This window comes from Clostridium sp. OM02-18AC, from assembly GCF_003481825.1.
In the GTDB taxonomy this organism is placed as follows: domain Bacteria; phylum Bacillota; class Clostridia; order Lachnospirales; family Lachnospiraceae; genus Brotaphodocola.
Genome location: NZ_QULW01000003.1, coordinates 145,373 through 172,248 on the forward strand (window position 1 = coordinate 145,373; position 26,876 = coordinate 172,248).

Sequence of the window (26,876 nt, forward strand, 5' to 3'; positions counted from 1 at the left end):
CATTAAACAGATACCAGTTTTCATTATGTCGAGGATACCAGATTATGCTAATATACGATTTTTCCAAACGGGGGACTCGCCCCCTCTACGAATTTCTCTACCATTGTTTAAAAGAAGATATCCTGACCGGCCGCATCCCGTCAGGCACAAAGCTTCCTTCCAAGCGGGAACTCGCCTCGGATAACCAGATCAGTGTACGCACAGTCATGAATGCCTATGATCAGCTGCTGACGGAAGGCTACATCACCTCCGAGGAAAAACGCGGATATTTTGCCGCAAAGCTGACGGCTGAGCCGGACCGTGCCGCGTTTTCGCCCTATTCTTCTCCTGCACAGGCTAAAAATGCAGAAGAAATGGAACCACTTTACAAAGAAGACAGCTGGTATGCGGACTTCACCTCTAACAACACCATTTACGAAAAATTTCCCTTTTCCTTATGGAGAAAAACCATACGGGAGGTTTTAAGTGAATACGAGCTGGAGCTGGTTGAAAGGGCACACTTCCTTGGAGTCCCGGCGCTGCGCGCTGCAATCGCAGACTATCTGTACCGTTCCCGCGGTATGCGGATTTCTCCGGAAAGCATTGTCATTGGTGCCAGCATTGAATACCTTTACGAGAAACTCATCAAACTTCTGCCGGAGCACTCTGTTTATAGTGCGGAAAATCCAGGATACCGCAAGATTCCTCGTATTTACGAGGAGTTTGGACTCTCCTGGAAAAGTCTTGAAATGGATGACTCCGGTGTCAGTATGGAAAGTCTTCGGGCGAGCGGCGCCAACGTTCTCCACGTTTCTCCGGAGCACCACTACCCCCTCGGCACAGTTACGACTGCCGGGCGTCGCCAGGAACTGCTTTCCTGGGTTTCGGAAACTTCAGACCGCTATATCATCGAAGACGACTATGACTGCGAATTCCGTTACTCAACCAAGAGCATTCCTGCCTTACAGAGTATGGACACCAGTCATAGGGTGATCTACATGAATACATTCAGCAAAAGTCTTGCACCGGCCATCCGCATCAGCTATATGGTTCTGCCAAAGAAGCTGATGAGCCGTTACATTTCCGGAGCCAACTTCTACTCCAACTCTGCGTCCAGCTGTGAGCAGTATGCTCTGGCCCGCTTTATCGAAAACGGCTCTTTTGAACGGCACTTAAGCCGTCTGAAAAAATATTACCGCCAGGAGGGCGAACGCCTGCTGCGCATCTTAAAGCAGAGCACCCTGATCCCGGCATCCCGCATCACCGGCGGAAGCTGCGGCACGCACCTGCTTGTCTATCTGGATACCTCCATGACCGATGTGGAGATCCGCTGGGCGGCCAGAAGCAAGGGCATCAACCTGGCCTGCCTGTCCGAATTCTGTACGGAAATCCGCCCGGAATACGAACATGTGCTGGTCCTAAACTACTGCGACCTGGATGAACGCACACTGATGGAGACTGTAAGAAGGCTGGGAAACATCTTTATCCAGTGGTAGCAGAGAGTCTCATTTCCGTCTCAGGGACTGATCCTCGCTCCGTTATCTCTGGTATCTAAATTATTTTTTATTTTGGTCGTTTTTCAAGCACCAATATCCTGTTATGATGTAGCCATGACGAACGAACGGAACCGCCTGGGACAATTCCCCACAGGAAATCATTTCCTCGAAATCACTTTTCGGTTCTGTATTCTGAAGGCTTTTGATTCGAAATCGAAAGCATCAAAAATTACATTATCAGGAAAAGGAGCGTGTATCTTATGGCAACAACTTACTATTTCTTACCAACCAGAAACTTATTCGGTGAAGATTCCGTCCAGGAGGCTGGTACCCTGATGCAGAGCCAAACCCGAAAGATACCAATGTCGTAAGCGGACTCGAGATGTTCCGTTCAGAGGGTTGTGATTCCATCATTTCTCTCGGCGGCGGTTCTTCCCACGACTGTGCAAAAGCCATCGGTCTGGTTGCTTCCAACGGCGGCGATATCCGGGATTACGAAGGTGTGGATAAGTCCACCAAACCAATGTGCCCGATGATCGCGATCAACACAACCGCCGGTACTGCTTCTGAGATTACCCGCTTCTGTATCATTACTGATACCAGCCGTCACGTCAAGATGGCAATCGTAGACTGGCATGTCAAATATTGTTCCGGTTCTTTTCAATCAAACATTTTGCCAAATACATTTGCGCAAGCCTGGCTTATGCCGGGCTTTGTGCTGTTTTCAATATCAAGATATTTCGAGGAGGAATACCCATGGGTGTTTACGCTGTAACCGGTGGTTCCCACGGAATTGGGGCCAATACGGTAGAATTACTGAAAAAAGAGGGACATGAGGTGGTAAACATCGACCTTTTAAAAGGCGATATCACGGCAGATCTTACCACACTGGAAGGACGTCAGAAAGTCATCGACGAGCTGCACGAACTGCATCCGGAAGGTCTTGACGGTCTGATCTTAAGTGCAGCGGTTTCCGGCGCATGCGGAAATCTCACCAAAATCATATCCCTGAATTACTTTGGTGCCGTGTCGATCATCAAAGGGACCTATGACCTGCTGGAGAAAAAGCATGGAAGCTGCGTGGCGGTTTCTTCCAATATCATCTCCCAGGATCTTTCACGCATGGATATCGCAGATCTGTTAAATAACTGCGGGGACGATGAACACAAAATCCGAAGCGTAGTTTCCTCACTCGATGCCTCCGATCTAAGCGTAGGAAACAGCATCTATGCTGCTTCCAAATATGCCCTGGCGCGCTGGGTCCGCCGCCACTCTGCATCCTATGCGGCAAATGGTGTCCGAATCAATGCTGTCGCGCCAGGCAATGTCGGCAGTGCCATGACCGCTACCATGTCGCACAGCGCCAAATCCTCCTTAAATGCCCTTCCGATTCCAACACGCTACGCTCAGGAAACCTTCATGGATCCAAAAGAAATTGCATTGGCCATTGTATTTCTGGCGTCTGAAAAAGCCTGCGGGATCAACGGCATTGTCATGTTTGTGGATGGCGGTACCGATGCGCTTTTAAATACAGAAAAAGTTTATTAAAGGGGGTTTTGACAGATGCTGCCAATCGAACAATACATTGATGCCATAGAAAATAAAGATTATGAAGGGCTGGGGAGCCTCTTTACCAAGGACGGTCATTACTGTGACTACTGTGCCAACGGAACACTCCAGCATGACTATCATCTCTACGGGAAGGAAGCCATCTCCATGTTCTTCCGGAACAAATTTCTCTGTAAACAATACTCCATACTGGAACCGACCATTTTAAGTCCATCCCAGGCAGAGTTTATCGCAAGTTTCAGTGGTTACCATGTGATGGCCATTGCTACCCTGCAGCAGTTATCTGCAGACGGGCATATCCGAAGACTGACGGTACGTCCTAAGTAACGGACAGAAGTCTAAAAAATTCCATTTAAGCATAAACGTAAGCGCGTTTTCCGCACAAACAAAAAATCCGGCTTTTTGCCGGATTTTTGCTTTTCCCCAGTCCATTCAGATCAGTTTCTCCAGATGCTTGCGCACAACGCTAAAATGCTTCTTCAGCGCTTTCGCGCCCGCCGCCTCATCGCGGACCGTTAACGCCTCGTAAATATCCCAGTGTGCTTTTCTTAAAACGGCAGCACGTCGCCGGTCGGAAAGAATCGACGTTCTTAAGTCCTTCACAAACAGTTTCAACAGATTTTCCATCTGATCCACGTAAAAGATCATCAGCTCATTATGTGACATTTCCATAAGGATCTTGTGAAATTGTATATCCAGCGCCGCACTATCCTGGGCGCTCATCGGCTGGTCCATCTTCTCCAGTACTTCATGCATCCGCTCCAATTCTTCCGGTTTTGCATCTTCCATCGCTGCGGCCAGTGCCGTCTGTTCAAATCCGCAGCGCATCTCAAACACTTCCGTCCGGTCGATATGCTGCAATACCATGGTCAGGGACATGAGCCTGGTCATGTATTCCTTTGTGTTGCAGCGGATATAGTTTCCGCTTCCCTGAATGCACTCAATCAGCCCCATCATCTCAAGAACGTGAAGCGCTTCTCTCGCTGAATTGCGGCTGACTCCGAGTTTTTCCGATAAAGCACGCTCCGTCGGGATCTTATCATTCAGGCGGAGATTGCCTGAGGTAATCTCCGCCGTAAAATAATCAAATACTCGTTCGTATGCTTTCTGACTGTTTTTCTCTTCCACGTAACGTCATCCTCCTAGAGACGATAGCAGACCTTTCCAGGATTTAAGATCATCTTCGGATCAAAGACACGCTTGATGCCTTCCATGAGAGCCATGTTGGTCTCACCAACTGAATCGATCAGATATTTGATCTTGCCGGAACCGATACCATGCTCGCCGGATACCAGACCACCGCAATTGGTTGCTTCTTTGTAAATGATCTCGAAGAATTTATCAACACGGGACTTGAACTCTTCCTCTTCCAGGTCATTGGAGCACTGGTAGATGTGAAGGTTTCCATCTCCTGCGTGGCCAAAAGATTTGATGGTCAAACCGCACTCTTCTCCGGTCTTGTTCACGAAATCCAGGTAATCTGCAATCTTATTGACCGGAACTACAACGTCACACTCATCTAACAGCTTTGTCTCATGCATGATTGCCTCCAGGAAGGAAGAACGTGCTGCCCATGCATCTTTGATCTTGGCAGGGGTATCTGCAACCAGAACATCCATAGCGCCGGCATCCAGAACCAGTTCTGCCATCTGCTCCAGCATGGTATCCAGTTCATCCTGACTTCCTGCATCCAGTGTTACCAGAAGATAAGCACCGATCTGCTGGCCCTCTAACTCCTGCGGGAATACGCTGCGGCCAATGTAGCGCTCGGAGCTTAACACGATCTCACGCTCCATGAATTCGATTGCCTGTGGGTTTAAACCAGACATCTTGATCTTCGGAACCGCAGAAAGTGCAGTGTTTAAGTCTTCGAACGGAATGATCAGGGATGCTACTACCTTCGGAGCCGGAATGATCTTTAAAGTCAGCTCAGTGATGATACCAAGGGTTCCCTCGGAGCCGATCATTAAGTTTAACAGGGAATAACCGGAAGAGGTCTTGGAAACGGTTGCGCCCAGATGGGTGATCTCACCAGTCGGAAGAACCACGGTCATAGCACGTACATAATCACGGGTTGCGCCATATTTCACAGCTCTCATGCCGCCTGCATTGGTGGATACGTTGCCTCCTACACATGCGAACTTTTCGCCCGGATCCGGCGGATACATCATGCCCTTGCTTAAGCAGTCATTGGCCAGATCGTTTAACAGCACGCCGCTCTCGATCTCGACTACGAAGTTCTCCATATCGTAGTTTAAGATCCGGTTCATTTTGGAAGTGTCCATCAAAACTCCGCCAAGTAACGGAACTGCACCGCCTGCCAGACCGGTACCTGCACCTCTTGGCGTAACCGGGATGGTGTTCTCATAGCAGATCTTCATGACTGCAGCAACTTCCTCGGTAGAAGTCGGCTGTACAACCAGATCCGGCATATGGGTGCCGTAGATTGGCATCTCATCTCTTGCGAAATCTACGTTGATGTCGTCTCCCACGAGAACATGATCGGACACTGCCTGAATCTGGGCGATAATTTCCGGAGTCAGCTGATTATATTTTTCCATTGTAATTCCTCCTCATATTATAATGTAAGCCTCACCAATAATCAAATCGAATGAACATTATTTTCTGTTTTTAATCTCCTCGATCAAAAGCGGAAGGATTTCTTTGACATCTCCCACGATTCCCACATCTGCGATATCAAAAATTGATGCTGCTTCATCTTTGTTGATCGCTACAATGTATTTGGAACCCATGATTCCGGACACATGCTGCATAGCTCCGGATACACCGCAGGCAATGTAAAGCTTCGGTGCAACGATCTTACCGGACTGTCCAACCTGATGTGCACGGGAGGCCCAGCCTTCTTCGATTGCCGGACGGGATGCTCCAACAACGCCGCCAAGCAGGGCTGCCAGTTCTTCTACCAGCTTAAAGCTTTCTGCATCACCCATACCACGGCCGCCGGTTACGATGACATCAGCACCTTCCAAATCCACTGCCTCTGCGATTTCTTTTGCTGCGTCTACGATCTTAGCCTTTCCTGCATCGGATACGCCTGTTTCTTTTTCTTCTACGCTGCCTTCTGCTGCTTCCGGCTTTGCAAAGCTTCCGCTGCGGACGGTCGCGAACTGAATGCCGCCTGCCACACTCAGACGCTCAAGAACCGTGCCACCGTAAGCCGGACGTACAAATTCAACACCTGCATCGGTCTTCTCAATGACGGTTACATCGGTAACACAGCCTGCATCAAAGCGCTGTGCCAGACGCGGTGCCAGATCTTTGCCAAGCTGGCTTCCAGAGAACAGCACTAGTTCCGGCTGAGTCTCTTTGATATAACCCTCCAGCGCTGCTGCCTGTGCATCTTCTGATGGGTTACCGGTCTTTAAGACTACAACCTTTGCACCATACTCTGCAGCTTTTTTCGCTGCCTCAGTATCTTCTACTGCTACTGCAGATGCCTCGCCCAGTCCGTTTGCTGCGGACAGAAGCTCCAGGCTGCCCTGCAGAGGGGTTCCTTCTTTTGCTTCGATATATACCAGTACTTTCATGTTCGGTCTCCTCCTTACAATGCCTTATCCTTCAGCATTTTTTCCATTGCCTTGCGGACAGCTTCTGCTGCTTCTTTTTCCTTGATGCGGACGCCTGCGCTTCTCTTCGGCGGCTCGCTGTATCCTTTTAAGGATACCTTGGCTTCTACTTTGGAAACCTCTGCATCTGCTGCAGTGAATACCGGAACAACGGCTTTTCTTGCTGCCAGCTTTGCCTTGATGTTTGGATAACGCGGATCGTATGCCGGTTTTGCAATGGTAAATACTGCCGGCTGTGCCACACGGTAACGGATGTAACCTTCCTCAGTCTCCTGCTTTGCAACAAGGCTGTCATCCTGCGGTTCTACTTCGATCACACTGGATACAAAACCGGTTCCAAGAATTTCAGCGAGACGGGCACCTACCTGGCCGCTGATCTCATCGGTAGATTCCTTACCGCAGAGGATCATGCCGTAAGGCTGACCGTTTTCTGCTTCGCATTTCTTTACTACTTTTGCAAGATACGCTGCCACTGCGCCTTCATCCGCTCCGGCAAATACCTCATCTTTGAATAAGTATGCTTTCTTTGCTCCAACTGCCAGGAGATTCTTCATCATGCTGGTGCAGTCCTCGGTTCCGATTGCTGCCACGGTAACCTCACCGCCATTCGCCTCGGTGTAACGGGCTGCGAGCTCCAGTGCATAGGTATCAAATGCGTTTGTCACCTTTTCTACATCTTTTGTTGCCGGTGTGCCAGCAGCGTCTAAATGGATCTCCACGCTGTCATCCGGAACCTGTTTTACAAATACCAGAATATCCATAAGATTTTATATCCTCCTTTGATTCTCTCTTGCTATCTTTTTTCGCATTCCGGGAAAGCTGTCTTTTTTGTTTCCCGGAATACGCGGACTTTCTTATTTTATTTCCCGATTACGGCTCTTCCTACTACCATACGCTGAATCTCGTTGGTTCCCTCGAAGATCTGGAAGATCTTTGCATCGCGCATCAGCTTCTCTACCGGGTACTCACGGCTGTAACCGTAACCACCAAGAATCTGTACTGCATCGATTGCGGTCTGCATTACAGAATCACCTGCAAAGCACTTTGCTGCTGCGGATTCTTTGCTGAACGGAAGCCCCATATCAGCAAGGCGGATCGAATGTGCAATCAGCTGTCTGGATGCCTCGGTACGGATCTCCATGTCTGCGATCTTGAACTGGATTGCCTGGTTCTTGCAGATCGGCTTGCCGAACTGTACACGCTGTTTGGAGTAAGCAACTGCCTCATCGATACATCTCTGTGCGACGCCGGTACCAATGACAGCACACCAGGTACGTGCCAGATCCAGGGTCTTCATTGCGGTAATGAAGCCGGTACCCTCCTCACCCAGGCGGTTCTCAGCCGGGATACGGACATCCTCCAGAAGCACATCGCTTGTGGTAGAGCAGCGGACACCCATTTTGTTCTCATGGTTTCCTACACTCAGGCCAGGAGTTCCCTTGTATACAAGGAAGGCTGAAATACCTTTTGTCCCCTGATCCTTGGCAGTCATAGCGGTAACTACAAAGAAATCAGCTACGCTTGCGTTGGTGATAAAGCACTTTCTTCCATTTAATACATATTCATCGCCCTCGCGGACTGCGGTAGTCTTTCCTGCACCTGCATCACATCCGGCATTCGGCTCAGTCAGGGCAAAGGAACCAAAGCCACCATTGATGATGATATCGCAGCATTTCTTTTTCTGCTCTTCATTTCCTGCTAAGAGCACCGGCTTTAATGCCAGGCCGTTTCCATTTAAGGTAACTGCCACACCGGCATCGGCCCATGCGATCTGCTCCACGATAGCTGCCTGATCCATATGATCCAGACCAAGTCCGCCGTACTCCTCCGGAACATCCATCATATGAAGCTGCATCTCGATTGCCTGATCATAGATTTCTTTCGGCCACTCGCCGGAAATGTCGTATTCCTTCACCTGCTCTTTTACTTCATTGATGCAGAAATCGCGGACATCCTTTAAAAGCTCCTTGCCGTCCTCAGAAATAATGTAACTCATATCCATATCCTCCCTTTCAGAAATTCATTGTCATATAAATGTATTTGTTGAATCATAAATACCATTTTGATTTGTGCTGAGGTGAGGGATCAGATTCCCATCAGCACGCCCGCATAACAAATAATGCCGGCCAGTACTACAAACAGTGCAAAGTATTTAAATACTGCACCGAGGATCTTACTCTCAGATCCTACTGCTCCAATCGCGCCTGCACCGATCGCAATACTCTGCGGGCAAACCATCTTGCCGATTCCTGCGCCGCAGACGTTGGCTGCCGCCATCCAGGACGGGTCAAATCCAAGCGATGCAGCGGTCTGGCTCTGAAGTCCGCCAAACAGCACGCAGGTCGATGTTCCGGAACCGGTTACAAATGCTCCAACTGCTCCGATCAGCGGTGCGATGCACGGATAAGCACTTCCTGCAACTGCTACTAAAAGATTTGCGATATCGGAGATCATGCCGCTGTAACTCATGATCTTTGCGGTTGCCATAACCGAGCAGATCGTAACGATCGTCTTCCAGTACTTTTTGAGTGTCTCCACAAGTACCTGAAGCATTTCCTGAAACGTAGCTCCCTGTACCAGACCGCCGATCACTGCTGCGATGAAAATAATCACACCCGGTGTGTTGATCCAGCTAAAGGAAAGCTTTCCGGCATTTTCGCCGCTGTAAACCTGAACCGAAGTTTTGATTCCTGCAATCGCATTGTGGATTGGCGGACACAGATTCGAGGTTGCCATAAGCAAGATGAAGATCAGAACGAATGGACACCAGGCTTTTAATCCTTCACCCACGGTGAATTTGTGATCTTTCGCATCCTCCGCTACTTCAATCGCATATTCCGGTTCCGGATTCTGGTTCAGCACTCTGGATGCCAGAACAATGCAAATCATGGAACAGATCGAACCGATGATATCCGGAAGTTCCGGTCCGATAAAGCACGCTGCTGCGTACCAGGGAATCAGGTAAGACAGTGCCGCGATCAGGATCATGGGAACCATACCCTTTAATGCTTTGATGCTTCTTGCTCCGATCGCTACTAAAAGGAACGGGGAAAGAATCACCAGAATGCTCTGAAGCATTGCTACATGGGTGGAAAGCGCCATCGTCTCTACTCCGGCTACGGAAACCAGTGTCACCGTCGGAACTCCGACAGAACCAAAGGCGGTAGGCGTAGAGTTTACAACCAGGCAGCCAACAACAGCGCCGATCGGGTCAACTCCGATACCTGCCAGCATGGATGCCGGAATGGCAACTGCAGTTCCAAATCCAGCCATGCCTTCCATAAAGTTTCCAAATCCCCAGCCGATCAGAAGAATTAACACTCTCTTGTCTCTGGAAACACTCGCTAACATCTTTTTGATTTCTTCCATTGCCCCGGTCTTTAAGATCAGGTTATAGGTAAATAATGCTGCGATGATAACCAGACAGATCGGCCACAAGGCATTCAACACACCTTCCAATGTTGCCGTAGCCATGCTGGAAACCGGAAACTTCCAACAAACAACCGATAATACTGCCGTCAGGATCCATGCGATCACACAAGCCTTGTGTCCCGGCATTTTTAAAATACTTAGGGCAACCACCAGCCAGAGGATCGGGATCATAGCCAGAAGAAACAAAGAAAACATAGAAACACCTCCCAAAATTTGCTAAACCAATTGCAACCATTTGCTAAACCAATTCTGTAAATCTCGAGATATGAACCCCTCATGTCTTTTATGTTCCGCGGTCATTTTTGATGATTCGATTATATTCAGTCGTGTGTTTTTGTTCAATATGTAACTTTTACAATATTTTTTTGCTGTTTTTGGGCGTAATTTTCTTAACAAAGTATGATTGGTTGATCCACTTTGAAGGAATAGAATTGGAACAGTCAATTCATCAAAACATGCAGAAATCTTGGCATTTCCATGCAAACATGTCGATATATACATACCATTTCACCTGCTTTTTCTGCCTCAATCCTTCCTCAACAAGTCTTATTCCGTTACCAATTTAACAACCACCTTTTTTCCGCTTTAGAATTTTCTATCATTTTTTGTCTTGTCGACAAGTACACAAGATTTTTGCACGGTTTTTTCCTCCTGTTTCGGGCATATTTTCATAGGTAAAAATGACGAATTTTTCAATTTGTACTCCTGTCTTTGTAACATGGCAGCATCCTGACACCTTCTAAAGAAATAAAAAAATGGCTGTTATGAAATGGATCAGCCAAAGCAATTCCATTCACAACAACCACTTTTTTATAATTCCCGCAAAATCAGTTCTGTAATTCCCTCATTTGCTCCCATCACAATCCGCTTTACCTTCGGTTCACGCCCATAGCTGAACTCCTCCCGGATCGCACTGCGGATCCGGGTTCCTCCGTTATAACCATGGATCACCCTGATTTTATAGACGGAACTTTCCGCCTGCTCTACTTTTTTCTGTACGGCCGCAACCGCTTCCTCCGTGCGCATGCCATGCACATCGAATTCTATAATCGGATTGTTGATCATCTCAGTTTCTGCTCCTTGCGTTCTTTTTTATTTTCATACATCTGCTGATCGGCCCGTGCTTTCGCATCACGAATGCTTTCTTTCTCCAGAAGTTCTGCACTTCCATAGGAAACTCCTGGGAGAATCGAAACCACTTTTCTTCGTTTTTCCATAATCCAGAAAAATTTTTCCTTGCATAGTTCTTCTTTTTCCACCTGCCGCAAAAGTACACAAAACTCGTCACCGCCAATCCGGTAACAGTTTCCATATCGGCTATAGGCTTTGTTCAGGCAGCCGGCAATCTCCCTAAGGCACCGGTCTCCTGCCAGATGTCCATACGTGTCATTGATCTGTTTGAAATTGTCTACATCAAACACGATCAGCATCTTATCCTCTGCGCGCAAGTTCAAAGTACGGTTCAGATAGCTTTTCTGGCTTAAAAGTCCGGTCAGACCATCCAGCTGGTTCCACATTTCATTGCAGTACAGGAAAAAAAGCACTGCGATCAAGGTAATACACAGCCATGTGATATGAACAGACGGAATCAAAACCTGTACCAGGGTTCCAACTGCAAGAAATCCGGCAAGTCCGTAGATCAACTCTCTTCCGCGGTTCTGAAAACTCTGTGCCATCTCCAGTGTATTGAACAAAAGATAGCCGATTCCAGCATAGTACATCAGCATATAAACACGAAATCCGGCTTCTCTGGAATAATGATTTGCGGCATCCACCGAAAAGACCATGCTTTTCGAAAACAAAGAAACCGTCAATGCCACAAAATAGAATATTTCCATACCAATCGCGACCCGGAGGCTCCATTTCATATGTTCGGACCTCTCCATTGTATAAACAAGACAGAGCGGCACTGCCGGCGTCAGACCAAATCCCAAATAATTGGAAAGGATATTGACTGCACGCAGCCAGACTGGTCCGTCGTTCACCAGAACGGAAATCATCTCAAGAATGGAAATTCCACCAATCAGAATGAAGGTAAAAAGAAATCTTCTTGTCTGCTTTGGATTCAAGTTCTCGCTCAGCTGCACTAATACACACATGAACACCAAAACAAAAAGATTAATGGCAGTTAAAATAAAAAAGTATAAGTCTGTCATGTTTATTCTCCAGAAGTACCAGTACGTTCCATTCCTACAGGATATCTCAACTATTTACTGCTCAAATCTGCCCTTCATCTTCACTTCCTGCTTCCACACAGCCACTTTACCGCGTGCAAACAGACTGTCGATGTTTAAATCTTTGTCTAATACCAACAGGTCGGCATCTGCGCCCTCTGCCACGCAGCCTTTCTTTCCTTCCTGTCCCAGTAAGACTGCCGGAGTGCTGGTTAAGAGCTTCAATGCCTGCTCAAGCGGCATACCTTCTCTTACCAGGATCTGGATGGTGCGGTGCAGATACTTTGGAGATGCATAGGTTAAGCCGATGCACTCGCCTTCTTCATTGAAGCGCGGCTGGCTTCCGAATGCATCACTGGATAAAGTTACATGATCCAGATTTACGCCGTCGCGGTGTAAAAGCTCATAAAGCTTCATGGTATCCGCTTCGACTTCAACATCGTCTGCGCCTGCAGTGCAGTCAATGTAGCCGCCGCGTCTTACAAGCTCGGCACCTGCATCGATCAGGCCCGGATTGCGCAAGATGTGGGTCGGAAGCAGATTCTTTGCTGGTACGTCGGAATGATCCAGTACATAGAAAATTGGATCCAGCTTTCCGTCCCCGTCACCCATATGCATAGTGACAAGCCCCGGCGTATTGCTAAGTAAACCCGCTCTGCGTGCTGCAGTTGCCAGGGCGATCAGCTCTTCGCCACCCGGATTGGAGCTTCTGTGATCGGATACTGCTACCTTTACACCGATCATCGGCGGAACCAGAATGATGTCGCGCTCCACGCTGCCGGTCAGGGTGATCGGCGGATAGCCGTAGGAGCTGGTCAGGGTGTAGACAGTCATGCCCTCTTCAGTCAGGGCGCGGGCCTTTGCAACCAGGTTTTCCACGCTGCGGGTTACGCCATCGGTTCCGAGCAGTCCGACTACCGTGGTGATTCCGTTCTTGAAAAATTCGCTGAGCTGAGATTCCGGCACACGGGAAGCCGGTCCCTGCTCACCGCCGCCTCCGGTGATGTGTACGTGCATATCAATGTAAGCCGGTGCAAGGATTTTTCCTTCCAGGTCATAGGTTTCCACTCCCGGAAGCCCCTCATAACCTTCGATCGTATCCTGCATCAGAAGAACCTTCTCTCCTTCGATCAAAAGATCCTTTTTGCCCAGTTTTTCTGGTGCGTAAACTTCTGCATTTTTCAGTAACTTGATCATAATGTCTGCTCTCCTGTCTCTTTCTTTTTCACTATACAAGCAGACTGCCGTCTAAACCTCTTAGGGATGTGGCAGCTCTCCTTTAAAAATCTTAGTTCGTTTCAAATGTTCCCTTTACCAGTGCTTTTCCATGCTCTACCATTTTTCTGCCCCGCGCAAACACGGTATCAACCAAAAACTCCTCATCCAAAAACAGGATATCCGCGTCGCTTCCCGGGCGGATACAGCCTTTTTTCGGGTACAGACCATTGGCTCTTGCCGGATTGGCCCCGCAGATCTGAATGGCTTTTTCAATCGGCACACCCGAAAAAACGGCGTCCCGCACTTCTTCGTGGAGGGAGGAAAGTCTGGTGACCAGAAGCCTTGCGCCTCCGTCCGGAAGCGGAACGCTCATGCTTCCGTTTCCGTCAGAACTCATGGTGATCTGCTCCATCGGCACTCCCTCTTCCATACAGATGCGGATGGCTTCGCTTGGCTTGATGCAGTTTGTAAAACCATCTTCTTCCCGGATTCCAGAGGTAATGTCAATGTAACCGCCACGGCGTGCCAGCTCTTTCGCCTGTTCAAACAGGTGCGGTGCCCGGTTTACATGGGTCGGAATCATATGTCTTGCCGGAATCTCCGTTTCATCCAGAATCTCAAACAGCATCTGGATTCCATTTTTTCCGATTCCCATATGAAACTGAACAACCCCAGCCTTGGCAGAAAGCATACCGCCCAATCTTGCCTGGGTCAGGATCCGTTTTACTTCATCCTTTGTCGGCTGGGAAGAACGGTGGTCTGACAATGCGATCTCTCCGATTCCCAGCACTTTATCGATCAGAATGATGTCTCGTCTGGCATCTCCGGTCATGGTCCGAAGCGGAATCTCATAGGATGCAGTCAGCATATAGGCACTGATTCCTTCTGTTTCCAGACCACGCACCTTTGCCAGCAGCGATTCCGGGTGACGTCCGGTTCCATCGGTTCCAAGAACTCCGATCACGGTGGTAACGCCAGCTGTTGTGACATCGGAAAGCATGACTTCCGGTGTCCGGCTGTAAGGCCCCGCCTCACCGCCTCCTCCGATCATATGGACATGCTGGTCTACATAACCCGGGATCACCGTTTTTCCTTCTGCAGAAACAACTTCCACCGGAACAGGAAGTTCCGGTGTATCGATGTGCTCTGCCACAGTTAATACTTTTTCATCTACCACCAGGATGTCGCGGAGGCCCTGTGGCTCCGGATCATACAGGTTTGCATTTTTTATCAAAAGTACTCTGGACATACCATTTAGTTCTCCTTTTTCTCCTCATCTTTCAGCTTTGCGATACCAAAACCGGTGAAGCCCCAGATGATTGCAAAGATCCAGCCGGTATAGCACAGGATTGCCCACGGGAGATAATCCAGTGTCTCTACACCCAGGGTGGATGCCATGTAAGCACCTGCTGCGGACCACGGGATCAGCGGTACGACTACAGTACCAGCATCCTCCAGGGTACGGGACAGGTTCTTGGCTGCCAGTCCGCGCTCTTTGTAAGCGTCACGGAACATCTCGCCCGGGATCAGGATAGAAAGGTAAGAGTTACCGGTTGTCAGTGCCATAGTGATACATGCTGCAACGGTTGCAGTGATCAGCGCACCGGTGCTCTTTGCCACGCTTAAGATTTTCTGAAGCACAACATCCAGGCAGCCTGCCTTACTCATGATACCTGCAAAGCAGAATGCGCAGAATACCAGAAGTGTGGTGCTCATAATGCCGTTCATACCGCCGCGGTTTAACAGCTTGGTTACTGCCTCAGAGCAGGTCTCTGTGTCGAAGCCTGCGCGGTGGATCATGGATACGTTAAAGCCGTTTACGGTTGCTTTCAGCACATCGCCTAATTCCACGTGCTGAATGAAGATTCCCTCAACACCTGCTACGAAAGTAGAAAGAAGCATAACCGGAATGGTTGGTTTCTGAAGCAGGGAACCGCCCAGAACGATCAGTACCGGAATGATGACCAGCAGATTCCAGCTATACATGGAAGAAAGCTGGTCCAGTAAGGTGGTAACCGTATCAGAGGTAATATCTGCAGTTACATTTGCATTCATACCTGCAATGGCATATACCACCAGGGAAACAATGGTTGCCGGTACGGTGGTGTAGAACATATGTCCGATATGCTCGTACAAGGTGCTTCCTGCCGCAATCGGAGCCAGGTTTGTGGTATCGGACAGCGGAGACATCTTATCGCCGAAGTAGGAACCTGCAATACATGCACCTGCAGTTGCCGGAAGGGAAACGCCAAGGGCACTTGCAATTCCCATGAGTGCAACACCCATGGTCGCAACGGAACCCCAGGAGGTACCGGTAACAACGGATACCACTGCCTCGATCAGAAATGCGGTAACCAGCATGAATTTCGGGTTTACGATCTGTACGCCGTAATAAATCATAAGCGGAATGGTTCCGGCTGCCATCCATGTGCCGACCATGGCACCAACGCAAACCAGGATCAGGATTGCAGGCATGCCTTTTGCGATCTTGGTGCAGATCTCATCCATCATCTCGTCCCAGGTCACACCAACGCGGAATGCAATGAATGCCGCGATCGCTGCTACCATGATCAGAAGCGGCTCTGTGCTGTAGCCAAATACGCCCTTTCCGATCGTTAAGATCAGAAGCATTGCGATGATCGGTGTGATCGATTCCGCAAAGGTAGGCAAACGTTTGGCCCGTTCTTTCTTTTCTTTCATTTGGATGTCCTCCTTTTCTTCACACTAATTCTTAAATTTTTCTAAATTTCTTTTTGCTTTCTAACTTTCTTTTTCCCGTTCTTCCAGAAGCCGGCTGATCTTGGAGACAAACAGGTCAAACGCTACGTCGTTTTTACCACTGTTGATGACAACATCAGCCTTGGAACGGGTCGGCTCTACATAGAGATAATGCATCGGTTTTACTGTGGTCAGATACTGCTCAATGATTCCATTCAGATCACGGCCACGCTCCGATACGTCTCTGGAAATACGGCGCAGGATACGCTCATCCGCATCGGCTTCCACGTAAACCTTGATGTCGAGAAGGCTTCTTAAGCGCTCATCAGCCAGAAGCAGAATTCCCTCTACGATAATGATCGGCTTCGGGTCGATCCGGACTGTTTCGTTGGAACGGTTATGCTGGCTGTAGTCATATACAGGGCTCTCGATCGATCTTCCTGCCTTTAACTCCTTTAAGTGTTCGATCAAAAGATCGGTCTCCAGAGAATCCGGATGATCATAATTTACCTTCACACGTGTCTCGAACGGAACTCCGTCCTGGCAGCGGTAATAGTTATCGTGGTACAAAACCGCCACATCGTCCCCAAAATAGCTCTTGATTCTGTTTGTAAAGGTAGATTTACCTGAGCCGGATCCACCGGCAATTCCGATTATGATGCTCTCCATGTTCTTTTCCCTTCCGTATCGTTTATTTCTGAACCGGTTTGATTCCAAATTCCTCCGGCATAAAGCGCGGGCAGATGTTTTCCGAAGTAGTAATGACCGTAGAAGCCAGACGTGTACCAATGCTGCAGGCTTCTGCCATGGTCTTTCCATAGGTGAGACCCATGCAGACCCCGGCAAAGAATGCATCACCGGCTCCGGTGGTATCGACAACATCGACCTTCAGTGCCGGAACAAAGCCGCGGTTTCCATAGCTGTCCGCGTAGACTGCGCCCTCTCCGCCCATCGTCACGACCATGCGGGAAATCCGTGCGGACTTGATACGGTCTGCCAGAATATCTGCCATTTCCTGCGGAGTCTTGTTCTCATAATCTTCCGAAAACAGAATGCCTGCCTCCTGCTGGTTGCAGACAAAACAGGAGGTCTTTCTTAAGAAATCACGGCGCTCTACTGCGATCGTCATGTTGGACACCAGGGCATATACATCTTTGTTATATTTTTCAGCATACTGGAAGATTTTTTTCATGATATCCTTATCCAGATCGATCTCTACCGCAATGCTGTCTGCATCTTTGAAGATTTCATCGCCCTGCTCGTCTAAAATATTCCCAATCGGTGTAAGGTCCGGCCGTTTGGAAACCGATGCCACCACATCTCCCTCATGGTCAAATACAGCCAGCCAGGTTCCCATGCCATCCGGAAGTTTCCGGATATACTTGGTGTTTACTTTATGGCGGTCCAGTTTGCGGATGATATCCTCTCCCATCGAGTTATCATCCACCAGGCTGACAAAGGTTGGCTTCAATTCTACATTCGCAATATCCTCTGCTACATTTCTGGATACCCCACCGTGGTTCTGTACGATGATTCCGGCATTTCGTCCGGATGGGATATACGGGGATGTGGAATACCCCTTAAGATCCATAAAAACAGCACCGATCACTACAATTCCCATCTTTTGTTTCTCACTTTCCCTTTATTTGATACTATATCACTGCTGCTTACGCGCTGCGCAGGCAGCAGATATCTTGATTTCGATTTTACATCGATTTAATACTTAATTATAGCCAGGAAGACCTGTGGTTGTAAATCCCTTTTGCACATTCTGTCGAAAAATGTTGTATGGCAAAGAAACCATCTCCCTGCAAACCAAGCATTCTGTGCCTCTTTTAGAAATCAAACAGCGACAGCTGGTTGCTTTCCGGCAGATCTCCTAAAAGTCCCAGATCGTTCATCAGGTCGCAGATCGTCTTACTGACCTTGGTACGGTTTCTGAAATCCTCGCGCGATAAGAACGGACCATCCTTCGCCGCGTAAACCACACCCTCCGCTGCATTCAGACCCAGACCTGCGATGCTGCTTAAAGATGGCATCAGCTTTCCGTCGATCACCTGGAAGCGGTCTGCCTGGGCGCGGTAAATGTCGATCGGCATAAAATCATAACCGCGCGCGTACATTTCCTGAACGATACGCATATCGCGCAGGGTATCCTGCTCGGCCTTGGAGAGAGAATCCGCTCTCTTTTTAAAGTCTGCCAGATGATATTCCAGCTTATCCCGGCCCAGGCACATCAGCTCATAGGAAAACCCGTTCGCGCGGATACTGAAGAATGCCGCATAGTAAGCCAGTGGATAGAACACCTTGCAGTACGCCACACGCCATGCCATCATAACGTAGGCCGCCGCATGGGCTTTCGGGAACATGTACTTGATCTTTAAGCAGGAATCGATATACCACTGGGGCACATCGTGTTTTTTCATTTCCTCGATCCACTCCGGTTTCAGACCCTTGCCTTTTCGCACACTCTCCATGATCGTGAAGGAAAGTCCCTCCTCCAGGCCCATCTGGATCAGATACACCATGATATCATCTCGACAGCAAATCGCCGTCTGAATGGTGGCCTGCCCGCTTATGATGAGGTCTTTCGCGTTGCCCAGCCATACATCGGTACCATGTGCCAGTCCGGCAATGCGGACCAGATCAGAAAAATATTTCGGCTGCGCGTCAAGTAACATCTGCATCGCAAAGTCCGTACCGAACTCCGGGATTCCAAGCGCACCGAGCTTACATCCGCCGATGTCATCCGGCGTGATGCCTAACGCAGAGGTGTTCTGGAACAGGGACATGACCTCCGGAGAATCCAGAGGAATATCTTTTACCGGGTCCAGGCCGGTTAAATCCTGCAGCATACGGATCATGGTCGGGTCCTGATGTCCTAAAATATCAAGCTTTAACAGGTTATGGTCAATCGAGTGGTAATCGAAATGCGTGGTCACCGTGGAGGTCGTCATATCGTTTGCCGGACGCTGGACCGGAGTAAAGGAATAGATTTCCTCTCCGATCGGCAGTACGACTATACCGCCCGGATGCTGACCGGTCGTACGGCGCACGCCCACGCAGCCCTGTACAATGCGGTCGATCTCACAGTTTCGCTTGTGAATGCCGCGCTCCTCGTAATAGCGCTTTACAAAGCCAAATGCGGTCTTATCCGCCAGCGTACCAATGGTTCCCGCGCGGAAGGTCTGGCCTTTTCCGAAAATAACCTCGGTATAATCGTGCGCCTTACTCTGATACTCACCCGAGAAGTTTAAGTCGATATCCGGCTCCTTATCGCCCTTGAATCCCAGGAATGTCTCGAACGGGATATCAAAGCCCTGCTTGGTCATCATCGCACCACACTTCGGGCAGCGCATATCCGGCATGTCACAGCCGGCCATACCGGAGAATTTCCTTACATCCGCAGAATCGAAATCCGAGTAATGGCATTTCGGGCACAGGTAATGCGGACTTAACGAATTTACCTCCGTGATACCTGCCATGTTCGCCACGAAAGAAGATCCTACGGAACCACGGGAGCCAACCAGATAACCATCCTCATTCGACTTCCACACCAGTTTCTGTGCGATGATATACATCACGGCGAAACCATTGGAAATGATGGAGTTCAGTTCCTTTTCCAGACGCGCCGATACGATCTGCGGCAGGTCTTCCCCGTACATCTCATGGGCCTGGTCGTAACAGATCTTACGCAAAGTCTCATCGGAATTTTCAATGACCGGCGGGCACTTATCCGGACGCACCGGCGAGATTTTCTCACACATGTCCGCAATCATGCGGGTATTGGTAATGACGACCTCTTCTGCCTTATCCGGTCCCAGATACGCAAATTCCTTCAGCATCTCTTCCGTCGTTCTTAAATACAACGGAGCCTGCTGGTCGGCATCGTTAAAGCCCTGTCCGGCCATGAGGATACGGCGGTAAACTTCATCCTCCGGATTTAAGAAATGCACGTCACAGGTGCCGCAGACCGGCTTTCCAAGTGTTTCACCAAGTTTCACAATACGGCGGTTTAAATCTTTTAAGTCTTCTTCGGTCTTGACCGGACTCTTCTCATCGCGCAGCATAAACGCATTGTTTCCAAGCGGCTGGATTTCCAGGAAGTCATAGAAATTCGCAATCTTGACAATGTCAGCTTCTGGAAGTCCGCGCAGCAGCGCCTGGTAAAGTTCTCCTGCCTCACAGGCGGAGCCAATGAGCAGTCCCTCCCGGTACTGGTTTAACACACTCTTTGGAATACGCGGACGCTTTGCGAAATAATCGATGTGAGACCAGGATACCAGGCGGTACAAGTTGATGCGTCCTACCTCATTTTTCGCAATGATGATGACATGATTGGTGGGAAGCTTCTTGATCATATCCGCACTAAGCGTGCTCATCTGGTTTAAGTGAGCCAGATCCTCAACTCCGCGTTCTTTTAACATTTCAATAAATTTTACAAAGATTTCCGCGGTACAGCCCGCATCGTCGACTGCCCGGTGGTGATTTTCCAGCGAGATATTCAAAGCCTTTGCGACGGTATCCAGCTTAAAGCGGTTTAAATTCGGCAAGAGATGTCTTGCAAGCGCCACCGTATCCAGGACGGTCGGGTCAAACGGCAGACCAAGCAGCATGGCATTCTGGGCGATAAAGCTCACATCGAAGGACGCATTGTGTGCCACCAGGCTGCAGCCCTTACAGAATTCCAGAAACTGCGGCAGGATCACGTCAATCTTCGGTGCCGGGAGCACCATGTTGTCGTTGATACCAGTCAGCTGTTCAATCTCAAACGGGATCGGTACATCCGGATTGACAAACGTACTGAACTTATCGGTGATCACGCCCTGCTCCACTTTCACTGCACCGATCTCGATAATCTTATTTTTCTCCGGGCTAAAACCGGTGGTCTCGATATCAAACACAACAAAAGAGTCCGCAAAGGTCTGGCCCTTAGCGTTCTCGACCAGTTCCTTCATATCATCAACCAGATAACCTTCCACGCCGTAGAGCATCTTAAACGGATCGTTTTTATCCAGTGCATGGCTGGCCTCCGTGAAAGCCTGCACACAGCCATGGTCGGTAACTGCAAGCGCTTCCATGCCCCATTCCTTGGCCTTTTTGATGATACTCGCCACATCCGAGACACCATCCATATCACTCATCTTGGTATGGCAGTGCAGCTCCACGCGCTTCACCGGACTATGGTCCATACGTTTGCTGGTGAAATCTTCTGCTTTCTTGATACCACGCACAGAACCGATCGTCAGTTCGCCGTCAAACCGGTCAATCGTTGTCATGCCGCGCAGACGGATGAAGGTTCCCGGCTTGATCGCCGCATTTAAATCTTCCAGCGTGTCTTCATTCGCAAAAACTTTTACGGTAATGGTATCGGTAAAATCTGTAATATGGAAAATGATGATGGTTTTTCCGCTGCGAAGCTCTCTGCTGTCCTTGTCCAGGATCTTGCCGCGGATCGTAACCTCACCGATTTCCCCTTCAATCTTCTCGATTTCCGTAAAGTCATCTTCAAAGTCACGACCGAACAAAACATCCGGATTATCCGATTTCTTGCGGTAGCCGCCGGAACTCCAGTCGTTCTTCTTAAAGTCTTTTTTGCCGGAGCGCAGCTGTCCCAGACGCGCCTCCCCACCAGAGAAGCCTCCGCCCTTAGCGCCATTCACCCCGTTTGCCGCAGCCGCTTTTCCGGCACCAGACTGGCCGTTTTTGCCGTTCTGGCTATTTGCGCCCGGATTGTTTCCAGTCTGACCCTTTCCGGCAACTCCATTCTGTCCTGCAGTTCCATGTGCCCCGGCACCAGCTGCTCCGCTTCCATGTCCGCCATGTCCATATCCATCGGTTCCTGCCGGGAGTACTTCCCCGTCAGTTCCGGTTGCCGCATTCAGACCAAGCACCGCAGCGACTTTCGCCGTCATGCGCTCCGCCTCCTGCTTTGCCTGCAGTTCCCGCTCAATCGAAGCCTTTGCACGCGTGGGCGCAACATACTCGTATTCAATCTCCACTGGCAGTCCACAGCGCTCATGAAAGACCTTCTCCAGCACCCGTTTCAGTTCGCCGGCCTTATCGCGGTTGACCATGGTATCTTCCACCGTCATATGAAGAAGATCCGGTTTAGGGAAGGTACATGCTCCTTTCCGGAAGATCGAATACTCTACAATACTATATTCCTTCAGCTCTGCGAGCAGGCTGTCTTTGTATGCCGTTAACAATTTTTCCGGCGTATACTGCTCAGACAGCGTATATTTTTCGAAAACACGGATCTGGATCTGTTTTCCCGGAAAAAGCTGGTCACGGATGCCTTTTTCCAGAGACCAGATATTTCGTTTATCAATCAGTCTTGGACTTACGATATAGACACGAAGAGAGCTTCTATCCCTGGTAAGGGACACGCGGTCTACCTTCACCAGGGTTAAAAGCTCCTGCATCTGGTCTGTCATATGTAAGCCCGGAAATACTTCCAAAAATGGTTTCATGTATTACAACTTCCCCTGTTCCTTCGCAAGTGCCGCAAGCTCATCATGAAGCGCAGAAAGGAGTTCGTTCTCCGGCAGTTTGCGGATCACTTCCCCTTTGCGGATCAGAAGACCCTCGCCGCAGCCGCCTGCAATTCCGAGATCTGCTTCTTTCGCCTCGCCCGGTCCATTCACAACACAGCCCATAACTGCAACCTTCACGTCAAGCTGGTCAAACTCGGTTACCATATTTTCTACCTGGTTTGCCAGACCAATCAGATCGATCTTCGTTCTTCCACAGGTCGGACAGGAAACCACTTCCACGCCGCCCTTTCGAAGACCCAGGGTTTTTAAGATCAGCTTCGCGGATTTGATTTCTTCGACCGGGTCCCCGGTTAAAGAGACACGGATGGTATCTCCGATTCCCTCATGAAGAATAATGCCAAGTCCCACTGCAGACTTGATATTTCCAGAAGTCAGCGTACCGGATTCGGTAATGCCGATATGAAGCGGATAATCCGTCTTTTTGCTGATGATCTCATGCGCTTTTACACACATTAAAACATCGGAGGACTTGATGCTGATAACCAGATTGTCATAGCCCATCTGCTCGATCATGGCAACCTTCTCCAGGGCGCTCTCAACAATTCCTTCCGCTGTCACACCACCATACTTTTCAATGAGCGGCTTTTCCAGGGAACCACTGTTCACGCCGACGCGGATCGGCACTCCATATTCCTTCGCCTTATTCACAACTGCCTGCACACGCTCCCGGCTTCCGATATTTCCCGGATTGATGCGGATCTTGTCTGCGCCGCACTCCATGGCTGCAATGGCAAGACGGTAATCAAAATGAATGTCTGCCACCAGCGGAATATGGATCTGGCGTTTGATGGTCTTTAAGCTTTCTGCTGCCTCCATGGTCGGCACTGCCACACGGATAATGTCACAGCCAGCCTGCTCCAGCTTTAAGATCTGTGCCACGGTTGCCGCTGCATCCTCCGTTTTGGTGTTGCACATCGACTGAATCAGGATCGGATTTCCTCCTCCGATCTTCCGGTTTCCGATCCGGATCTCCTTTGTCATTTTGCGTTCCATTTGCAATTCCCCTTTTTCGTTTCTATACTACATCAGGTTCCGGATATCGTTGAAAAGTACCAGAACCATAAGCGTCATCAGCACTGCCATACCGGCCATATGCACCATACCTTCTTTTTCCGGGTCCACCGGCTTTCCTCGTACCAGCTCAATGAGCAGAAACACAAGACGTCCGCCGTCCAAAGCCGGGATCGGCAAAAGATTCATGATCCCGAGGCTGGAGCTTAAGAGCAGAACCCAGTTTGCCAGAACTAAAACCACGGCACGGGCACCGATCTGGCGCCCCTCCTGCACAGTTTCCCCTACCATGTTCACGATACCAACCGGTCCGGTCACAGCCTCCTCGGCACGGATCTGGTGCCGAAACAGCATACCAAGACTGTCCATCGTAGACATGACACAGTATTTTACCTCATAGGCACTGTAATGAATGAGCGGCAAAATTCCGTGTACCTTTTGGTAACCACCAAACTGGACACCCATCATGTAGGAATTGTATTCCTCGCTAAAGCGCGGGGTCAAAACTACCATACCGGAGGTCGGACCATCGTTCTTGCCTGTCGCTTCTGCAGAGGCTCCGGCTTCTGTGCCCGCCAGGCCATCGGAAGGTCTTGTAAACTGTACCTTCATCTCCTGTCCCGGATGGGAAAAGGTATACAGCATGATATCCCGGTACGCCGTAATGTGGCGTCCGTTGATCCTGGTGATGCAGTCGCCAGCCTGCAGTCCTGCCTCCTCGGCCGGGCTGCCTTCCATAACTCCGGTCAAGACCGGAGCGTCGTGGCCCACCTGTGCCACGATGATCATGGCAAATAAAAATGCCAGGATAAAGTTAAACACCGGCCCCGCCGCGATCACCGCGATGCGGGATAATACCGGCTTATTATTAAAAGCCTTCGGGTCCGGATTTTCTGCGTCCTCTCCCACCATCATGCAGGAACCGCCAAACGGCAGCGCCTTGATGGAATAGCGGGTCTCGCCTTTTTGAAAACTGATCAGGCGCGGTCCCATGCCGACCGAGAATTCCACAACTCCGATCCCGCTGCATTTCGCCAGCAGAAAATGCCCGAATTCGTGCACCAGTACGATAAATCCAAACAGCAGCACTGCTGCAAGAATGTTCAGCAAACTACCACCTGCTTTCTATATATTCATAGGTTTCCCGTTCTGCGGCAAGTATGGCATCTACATCCGGATTTTCCACAACCTTGTGATGTTCCATGGCACCCTCGATCATATCGATGATGGTCAGGTAGGAAATCTCGCGGTTTAAGAATTTCCCTACAGCATACTCGTTCGCCGCATTGTAAACCGTCGGAAGGGAACCGCCGCGTGTTCCTGCTTCATAAGCAAGCTTTAAGCCACGGAAGACTTCCATATCCGGGTTCTCAAACGTAATTCTTCCCAGCTTTGCAAAATCCAGACGCTCTCCCGGCAAAAACTTCCGCTCTGGATAATAGAGGGCATACTGGATCGGCAGCTTCATATCCGGAGTGCCAAGCTGCGCAATGACTGCGCCATCCTCGAACTCTACCATAGAGTGAATGACACTCTGCGGCTGTACCACCACCTGGACCTGGTCCATCTCCACGCCAAACAGCCAGCGCGCCTCCATGACCTCCAGTCCCTTGTTCACCATAGTTGACGAATCGATCGTAATCTTTCTTCCCATGGTCCAGTTTGGATGCTTTAAAGCATCCTCCGGACGCACACCTGCCAGCTGTTCTTTCGTCCAACCACGGAACGGGCCACCGGATGCCGTTAACAGGATCTTGTGAATTGCTTTTTTGTCTTCGCCGTTTAAGCTCTGGAAAATAGCACTGTGCTCGCTGTCTACCGGAAGGATCTTCACACCAACCGCTTTTGCAAGCGGTATGATGATGTGTCCTGCCGTTACCAGCGTTTCCTTATTTGCCAGCGCAATATCTTTTCCTGCCTTCATGGCTGCAATCGTCGGGCGGATGCCGATCATGCCTACGATCGCTGTTACTAAAATCTCTGACTCTGGCTGGACGGCCACCTCCAAAAGACCATCCATGCCGCTTACCACCTTCACGGAAAGATCGGCAATGTTTGTTTTTAATTCTGCCGCTTTCTTCTCATCCCATACGCACACCAGTGTCGGATGGAATTTGCGGATCTGCTCCTCGAGCAGTACAATGTTGCTTCCGGCTGCTAGGGCCGTTACCTGAATATCCTGATTGTTCTCCACGACTTCCAGGGTCTGGGTACCGATGGAGCCGGTAGAACCTAAAATCGCTATACGTTTCATTTGTATCTCCTTTTCCAGCCTGTATTATGCAGACTGGCATATAATTTTCAATACGGACGATCAAAACAGAGTCCTGTTACGGCAAAAATAAAAGCGCAAAGAAAATCGCCGGAGCCGTAAACAGCATACTGTCGAACCGGTCCAGGATTCCGCCATGGCCCGGGATCAGGTTGCCGTAATCTTTGATGTTATGGTTCCGCTTGATGGCAGAAGCCGCCAGGTCCCCGATCTGGGAGATGACCGCCGCAATGGCACAGGACAGCGTGCATGCCAGTCTTGGATACATCAGCTCTGTCATGTGTCCGCCAAATACCGTGGCAAATAAGAAGCCTAAAAGTGCTGCGCCTGCTACACCGCCCACGGCCCCCTCAATGGACTTTTTCGGGCTTAAGACAGGAGCCAGCTTGTGTTTTCCAAGCAGCATACCAACACAGTAGGCACTGGTATCGCAGCCCCAGGAGCTTAAAAAGATCAGCCATACCAGATACTTTCCGTCTCCCATGGCACGCACCTGGTACAGATAGGACAGCATCACCGCCACATAGAAGACGCCAAAAAAGGATTCTGCCACCTCTTCTGTCCGGTATTTTGGGAAGGTAAACACGTAGATCGCCATCATGACCATAAGTGCAGCAATTGCCATCAGAGTCACATAATGATGCCCGTCAAACCACACCAGCCCATAATACGAAACCGCTGTCAGATACCCAACGATTCCCATGGCATTCTTTTCAATTTTCAGCACCCGGTACAGCTCAAACAGGCCGATCAGGGAGATCAGCGCTGTCACTCCGTACAACAGTGCTCCGCCCTTTCCCACTACTATAATAGCAAGAATGACGAGAATAATACCGCTTACAAGCCGTTTTGTAAACATACGG

Annotated in this window: 21 protein-coding genes and 1 pseudogene; 4 read left to right on the forward strand and 18 right to left on the reverse strand. The window is 49.6% G+C overall.

The features are described 5' to 3' along the window. Positions 1-44 precede the first annotated feature (44 nt). From DXB18_RS03570 to DXB18_RS03585, 4 genes and pseudogenes are all read left to right on the forward strand, one after another. Positions 45-1,475, forward strand: coding sequence for a PLP-dependent aminotransferase family protein (locus DXB18_RS03570; protein ID WP_118706012.1), 1,431 nt, complete (start codon positions 45-47; stop codon positions 1,473-1,475). 337 nt (positions 1,476-1,812) lie between these two features. Next, a pseudogene (locus tag DXB18_RS03575) lies at positions 1,813-2,112 on the forward strand (iron-containing alcohol dehydrogenase); the annotation flags it as partial. Positions 2,113-2,231: 119 nt separating this feature from the next. Beyond that, positions 2,232-3,023, forward strand: a complete 792-nt coding sequence (locus tag DXB18_RS03580) for an SDR family oxidoreductase (protein WP_118706016.1) — start codon at positions 2,232-2,234, stop codon at positions 3,021-3,023. A 15-nt stretch (positions 3,024-3,038) separates the two neighbouring features. Next, on the forward strand, positions 3,039-3,371 hold the full coding sequence (locus tag DXB18_RS03585) for a hypothetical protein (protein ID WP_118540444.1): 333 nt from the start codon (positions 3,039-3,041) through the stop codon (positions 3,369-3,371). A gap of 105 nt (positions 3,372-3,476) precedes the next feature. Here DXB18_RS03585 and DXB18_RS03590 read toward each other — a convergent pair whose 3' ends face one another. From DXB18_RS03590 to DXB18_RS03675, 18 genes are all read right to left on the reverse strand, one after another. Next, a complete protein-coding gene (locus DXB18_RS03590; RefSeq protein WP_118706018.1) occupies positions 3,477-4,172 on the reverse strand; it encodes an FCD domain-containing protein in 696 nt (231 codons plus the stop codon). A 14-nt stretch (positions 4,173-4,186) separates the two neighbouring features. Further along, positions 4,187-5,605: an FAD-binding oxidoreductase gene (locus DXB18_RS03595; RefSeq protein WP_118540442.1), complete on the reverse strand. Its 1,419-nt coding sequence runs from the start codon at positions 5,603-5,605 to the stop codon at positions 4,187-4,189. 57 nt (positions 5,606-5,662) lie between these two features. Continuing rightward, a complete protein-coding gene (locus DXB18_RS03600) occupies positions 5,663-6,592 on the reverse strand; it encodes an electron transfer flavoprotein subunit alpha/FixB family protein (RefSeq protein ID WP_118706020.1) in 930 nt (309 codons plus the stop codon). A 14-nt stretch (positions 6,593-6,606) separates the two neighbouring features. Further along, positions 6,607-7,392, reverse strand: coding sequence for an electron transfer flavoprotein subunit beta/FixA family protein (locus DXB18_RS03605; RefSeq protein WP_118706022.1), 786 nt, complete (start codon positions 7,390-7,392; stop codon positions 6,607-6,609). 98 nt (positions 7,393-7,490) lie between these two features. Continuing rightward, on the reverse strand, positions 7,491-8,627 hold the full coding sequence (locus tag DXB18_RS03610; RefSeq protein WP_118706024.1) for an acyl-CoA dehydrogenase family protein: 1,137 nt from the start codon (positions 8,625-8,627) through the stop codon (positions 7,491-7,493). A gap of 89 nt (positions 8,628-8,716) precedes the next feature. Next, entirely contained in the window at positions 8,717-10,258 is a 1,542-nt protein-coding gene (locus DXB18_RS03615; protein WP_118540438.1) for an L-lactate permease, read from the reverse strand. A gap of 615 nt (positions 10,259-10,873) precedes the next feature. Further along, positions 10,874-11,128: a Smr/MutS family protein gene (locus tag DXB18_RS03620; RefSeq protein WP_118540437.1), complete on the reverse strand. Its 255-nt coding sequence runs from the start codon at positions 11,126-11,128 to the stop codon at positions 10,874-10,876. Then, positions 11,125-12,162, reverse strand: a complete 1,038-nt coding sequence (locus DXB18_RS03625) for a GGDEF domain-containing protein (RefSeq protein ID WP_118540664.1) — start codon at positions 12,160-12,162, stop codon at positions 11,125-11,127. Before DXB18_RS03625 ends, DXB18_RS03620 begins: the two co-directional genes overlap by 4 nt. Before the next feature lie 111 nt (positions 12,163-12,273). Next, complete coding sequence (iadA, locus tag DXB18_RS03630) at positions 12,274-13,434, reverse strand: beta-aspartyl-peptidase (protein ID WP_118706026.1); 1,161 nt, start codon at positions 13,432-13,434, stop codon at positions 12,274-12,276. A gap of 91 nt (positions 13,435-13,525) precedes the next feature. Next, positions 13,526-14,704, reverse strand: coding sequence for a beta-aspartyl-peptidase (gene iadA, locus DXB18_RS03635; RefSeq protein WP_118706028.1), 1,179 nt, complete (start codon positions 14,702-14,704; stop codon positions 13,526-13,528). A gap of 5 nt (positions 14,705-14,709) precedes the next feature. Beyond that, entirely contained in the window at positions 14,710-16,155 is a 1,446-nt protein-coding gene (nhaC, locus tag DXB18_RS03640) for a Na+/H+ antiporter NhaC (protein ID WP_118540434.1), read from the reverse strand. Positions 16,156-16,215: 60 nt separating this feature from the next. Continuing rightward, complete coding sequence (udk, locus tag DXB18_RS03645; protein WP_118540433.1) at positions 16,216-16,842, reverse strand: uridine kinase; 627 nt, start codon at positions 16,840-16,842, stop codon at positions 16,216-16,218. Positions 16,843-16,864: 22 nt separating this feature from the next. Next, entirely contained in the window at positions 16,865-17,794 is a 930-nt protein-coding gene (locus DXB18_RS03650; protein ID WP_118706030.1) for a PfkB family carbohydrate kinase, read from the reverse strand. 214 nt (positions 17,795-18,008) lie between these two features. Next, positions 18,009-22,646: a PolC-type DNA polymerase III gene (locus DXB18_RS03655; RefSeq protein WP_118706032.1), complete on the reverse strand. Its 4,638-nt coding sequence runs from the start codon at positions 22,644-22,646 to the stop codon at positions 18,009-18,011. Between the two features lie 3 nt (positions 22,647-22,649). Continuing rightward, positions 22,650-23,723, reverse strand: a complete 1,074-nt coding sequence (gene ispG / locus DXB18_RS03660; protein ID WP_118540430.1) for a flavodoxin-dependent (E)-4-hydroxy-3-methylbut-2-enyl-diphosphate synthase — start codon at positions 23,721-23,723, stop codon at positions 22,650-22,652. A 27-nt stretch (positions 23,724-23,750) separates the two neighbouring features. Continuing rightward, on the reverse strand, positions 23,751-24,851 hold the full coding sequence (locus DXB18_RS03665) for a site-2 protease family protein (protein WP_347560846.1): 1,101 nt from the start codon (positions 24,849-24,851) through the stop codon (positions 23,751-23,753). A gap of 1 nt (position 24,852) precedes the next feature. After that, positions 24,853-25,995, reverse strand: a complete 1,143-nt coding sequence (locus DXB18_RS03670; RefSeq protein WP_118540429.1) for a 1-deoxy-D-xylulose-5-phosphate reductoisomerase — start codon at positions 25,993-25,995, stop codon at positions 24,853-24,855. A 76-nt stretch (positions 25,996-26,071) separates the two neighbouring features. Then, on the reverse strand, positions 26,072-26,872 hold the full coding sequence (locus tag DXB18_RS03675) for a phosphatidate cytidylyltransferase (protein ID WP_118706034.1): 801 nt from the start codon (positions 26,870-26,872) through the stop codon (positions 26,072-26,074). Between the last annotated feature and the right edge of the window lie 4 nt (positions 26,873-26,876).

Coding starts and splice junctions, on each gene's coding strand:
- DXB18_RS03585 (WP_118540444.1), top strand. CDS start 3,039: ATGCTGCCAATCGAACAATACATTGATGCCATAGAAAATAAAGATTAT.
- ispG (WP_118540430.1), bottom strand. CDS start 23,723: ATGGAACGCAAAATGACAAAGGAGATCCGGATCGGAAACCGGAAGATC.
- DXB18_RS03595 (WP_118540442.1), bottom strand. CDS start 5,605: ATGGAAAAATATAATCAGCTGACTCCGGAAATTATCGCCCAGATTCAG.
- DXB18_RS03605 (WP_118706022.1), bottom strand. CDS start 7,392: ATGGATATTCTGGTATTTGTAAAACAGGTTCCGGATGACAGCGTGGAG.
- udk (WP_118540433.1), bottom strand. CDS start 16,842: ATGGAGAGCATCATAATCGGAATTGCCGGTGGATCCGGCTCAGGTAAA.
- iadA (WP_118706028.1), bottom strand. CDS start 14,704: ATGTCCAGAGTACTTTTGATAAAAAATGCAAACCTGTATGATCCGGAG.
- DXB18_RS03580 (WP_118706016.1), top strand. CDS start 2,232: ATGGGTGTTTACGCTGTAACCGGTGGTTCCCACGGAATTGGGGCCAAT.
- DXB18_RS03655 (WP_118706032.1), bottom strand. CDS start 22,646: ATGAAACCATTTTTGGAAGTATTTCCGGGCTTACATATGACAGACCAG.
- DXB18_RS03570 (WP_118706012.1), top strand. CDS start 45: ATGCTAATATACGATTTTTCCAAACGGGGGACTCGCCCCCTCTACGAA.
- DXB18_RS03670 (WP_118540429.1), bottom strand. CDS start 25,995: ATGAAACGTATAGCGATTTTAGGTTCTACCGGCTCCATCGGTACCCAG.
- DXB18_RS03620 (WP_118540437.1), bottom strand. CDS start 11,128: ATGATCAACAATCCGATTATAGAATTCGATGTGCATGGCATGCGCACG.
- DXB18_RS03610 (WP_118706024.1), bottom strand. CDS start 8,627: ATGAGTTACATTATTTCTGAGGACGGCAAGGAGCTTTTAAAGGATGTC.
- DXB18_RS03625 (WP_118540664.1), bottom strand. CDS start 12,162: ATGTGTGTATTAGTGCAGCTGAGCGAGAACTTGAATCCAAAGCAGACA.
- DXB18_RS03615 (WP_118540438.1), bottom strand. CDS start 10,258: ATGTTTTCTTTGTTTCTTCTGGCTATGATCCCGATCCTCTGGCTGGTG.
- iadA (WP_118706026.1), bottom strand. CDS start 13,434: ATGATCAAGTTACTGAAAAATGCAGAAGTTTACGCACCAGAAAAACTG.
- DXB18_RS03650 (WP_118706030.1), bottom strand. CDS start 17,794: ATGGGAATTGTAGTGATCGGTGCTGTTTTTATGGATCTTAAGGGGTAT.
- nhaC (WP_118540434.1), bottom strand. CDS start 16,155: ATGAAAGAAAAGAAAGAACGGGCCAAACGTTTGCCTACCTTTGCGGAA.
- DXB18_RS03600 (WP_118706020.1), bottom strand. CDS start 6,592: ATGAAAGTACTGGTATATATCGAAGCAAAAGAAGGAACCCCTCTGCAG.
- DXB18_RS03675 (WP_118706034.1), bottom strand. CDS start 26,872: ATGTTTACAAAACGGCTTGTAAGCGGTATTATTCTCGTCATTCTTGCT.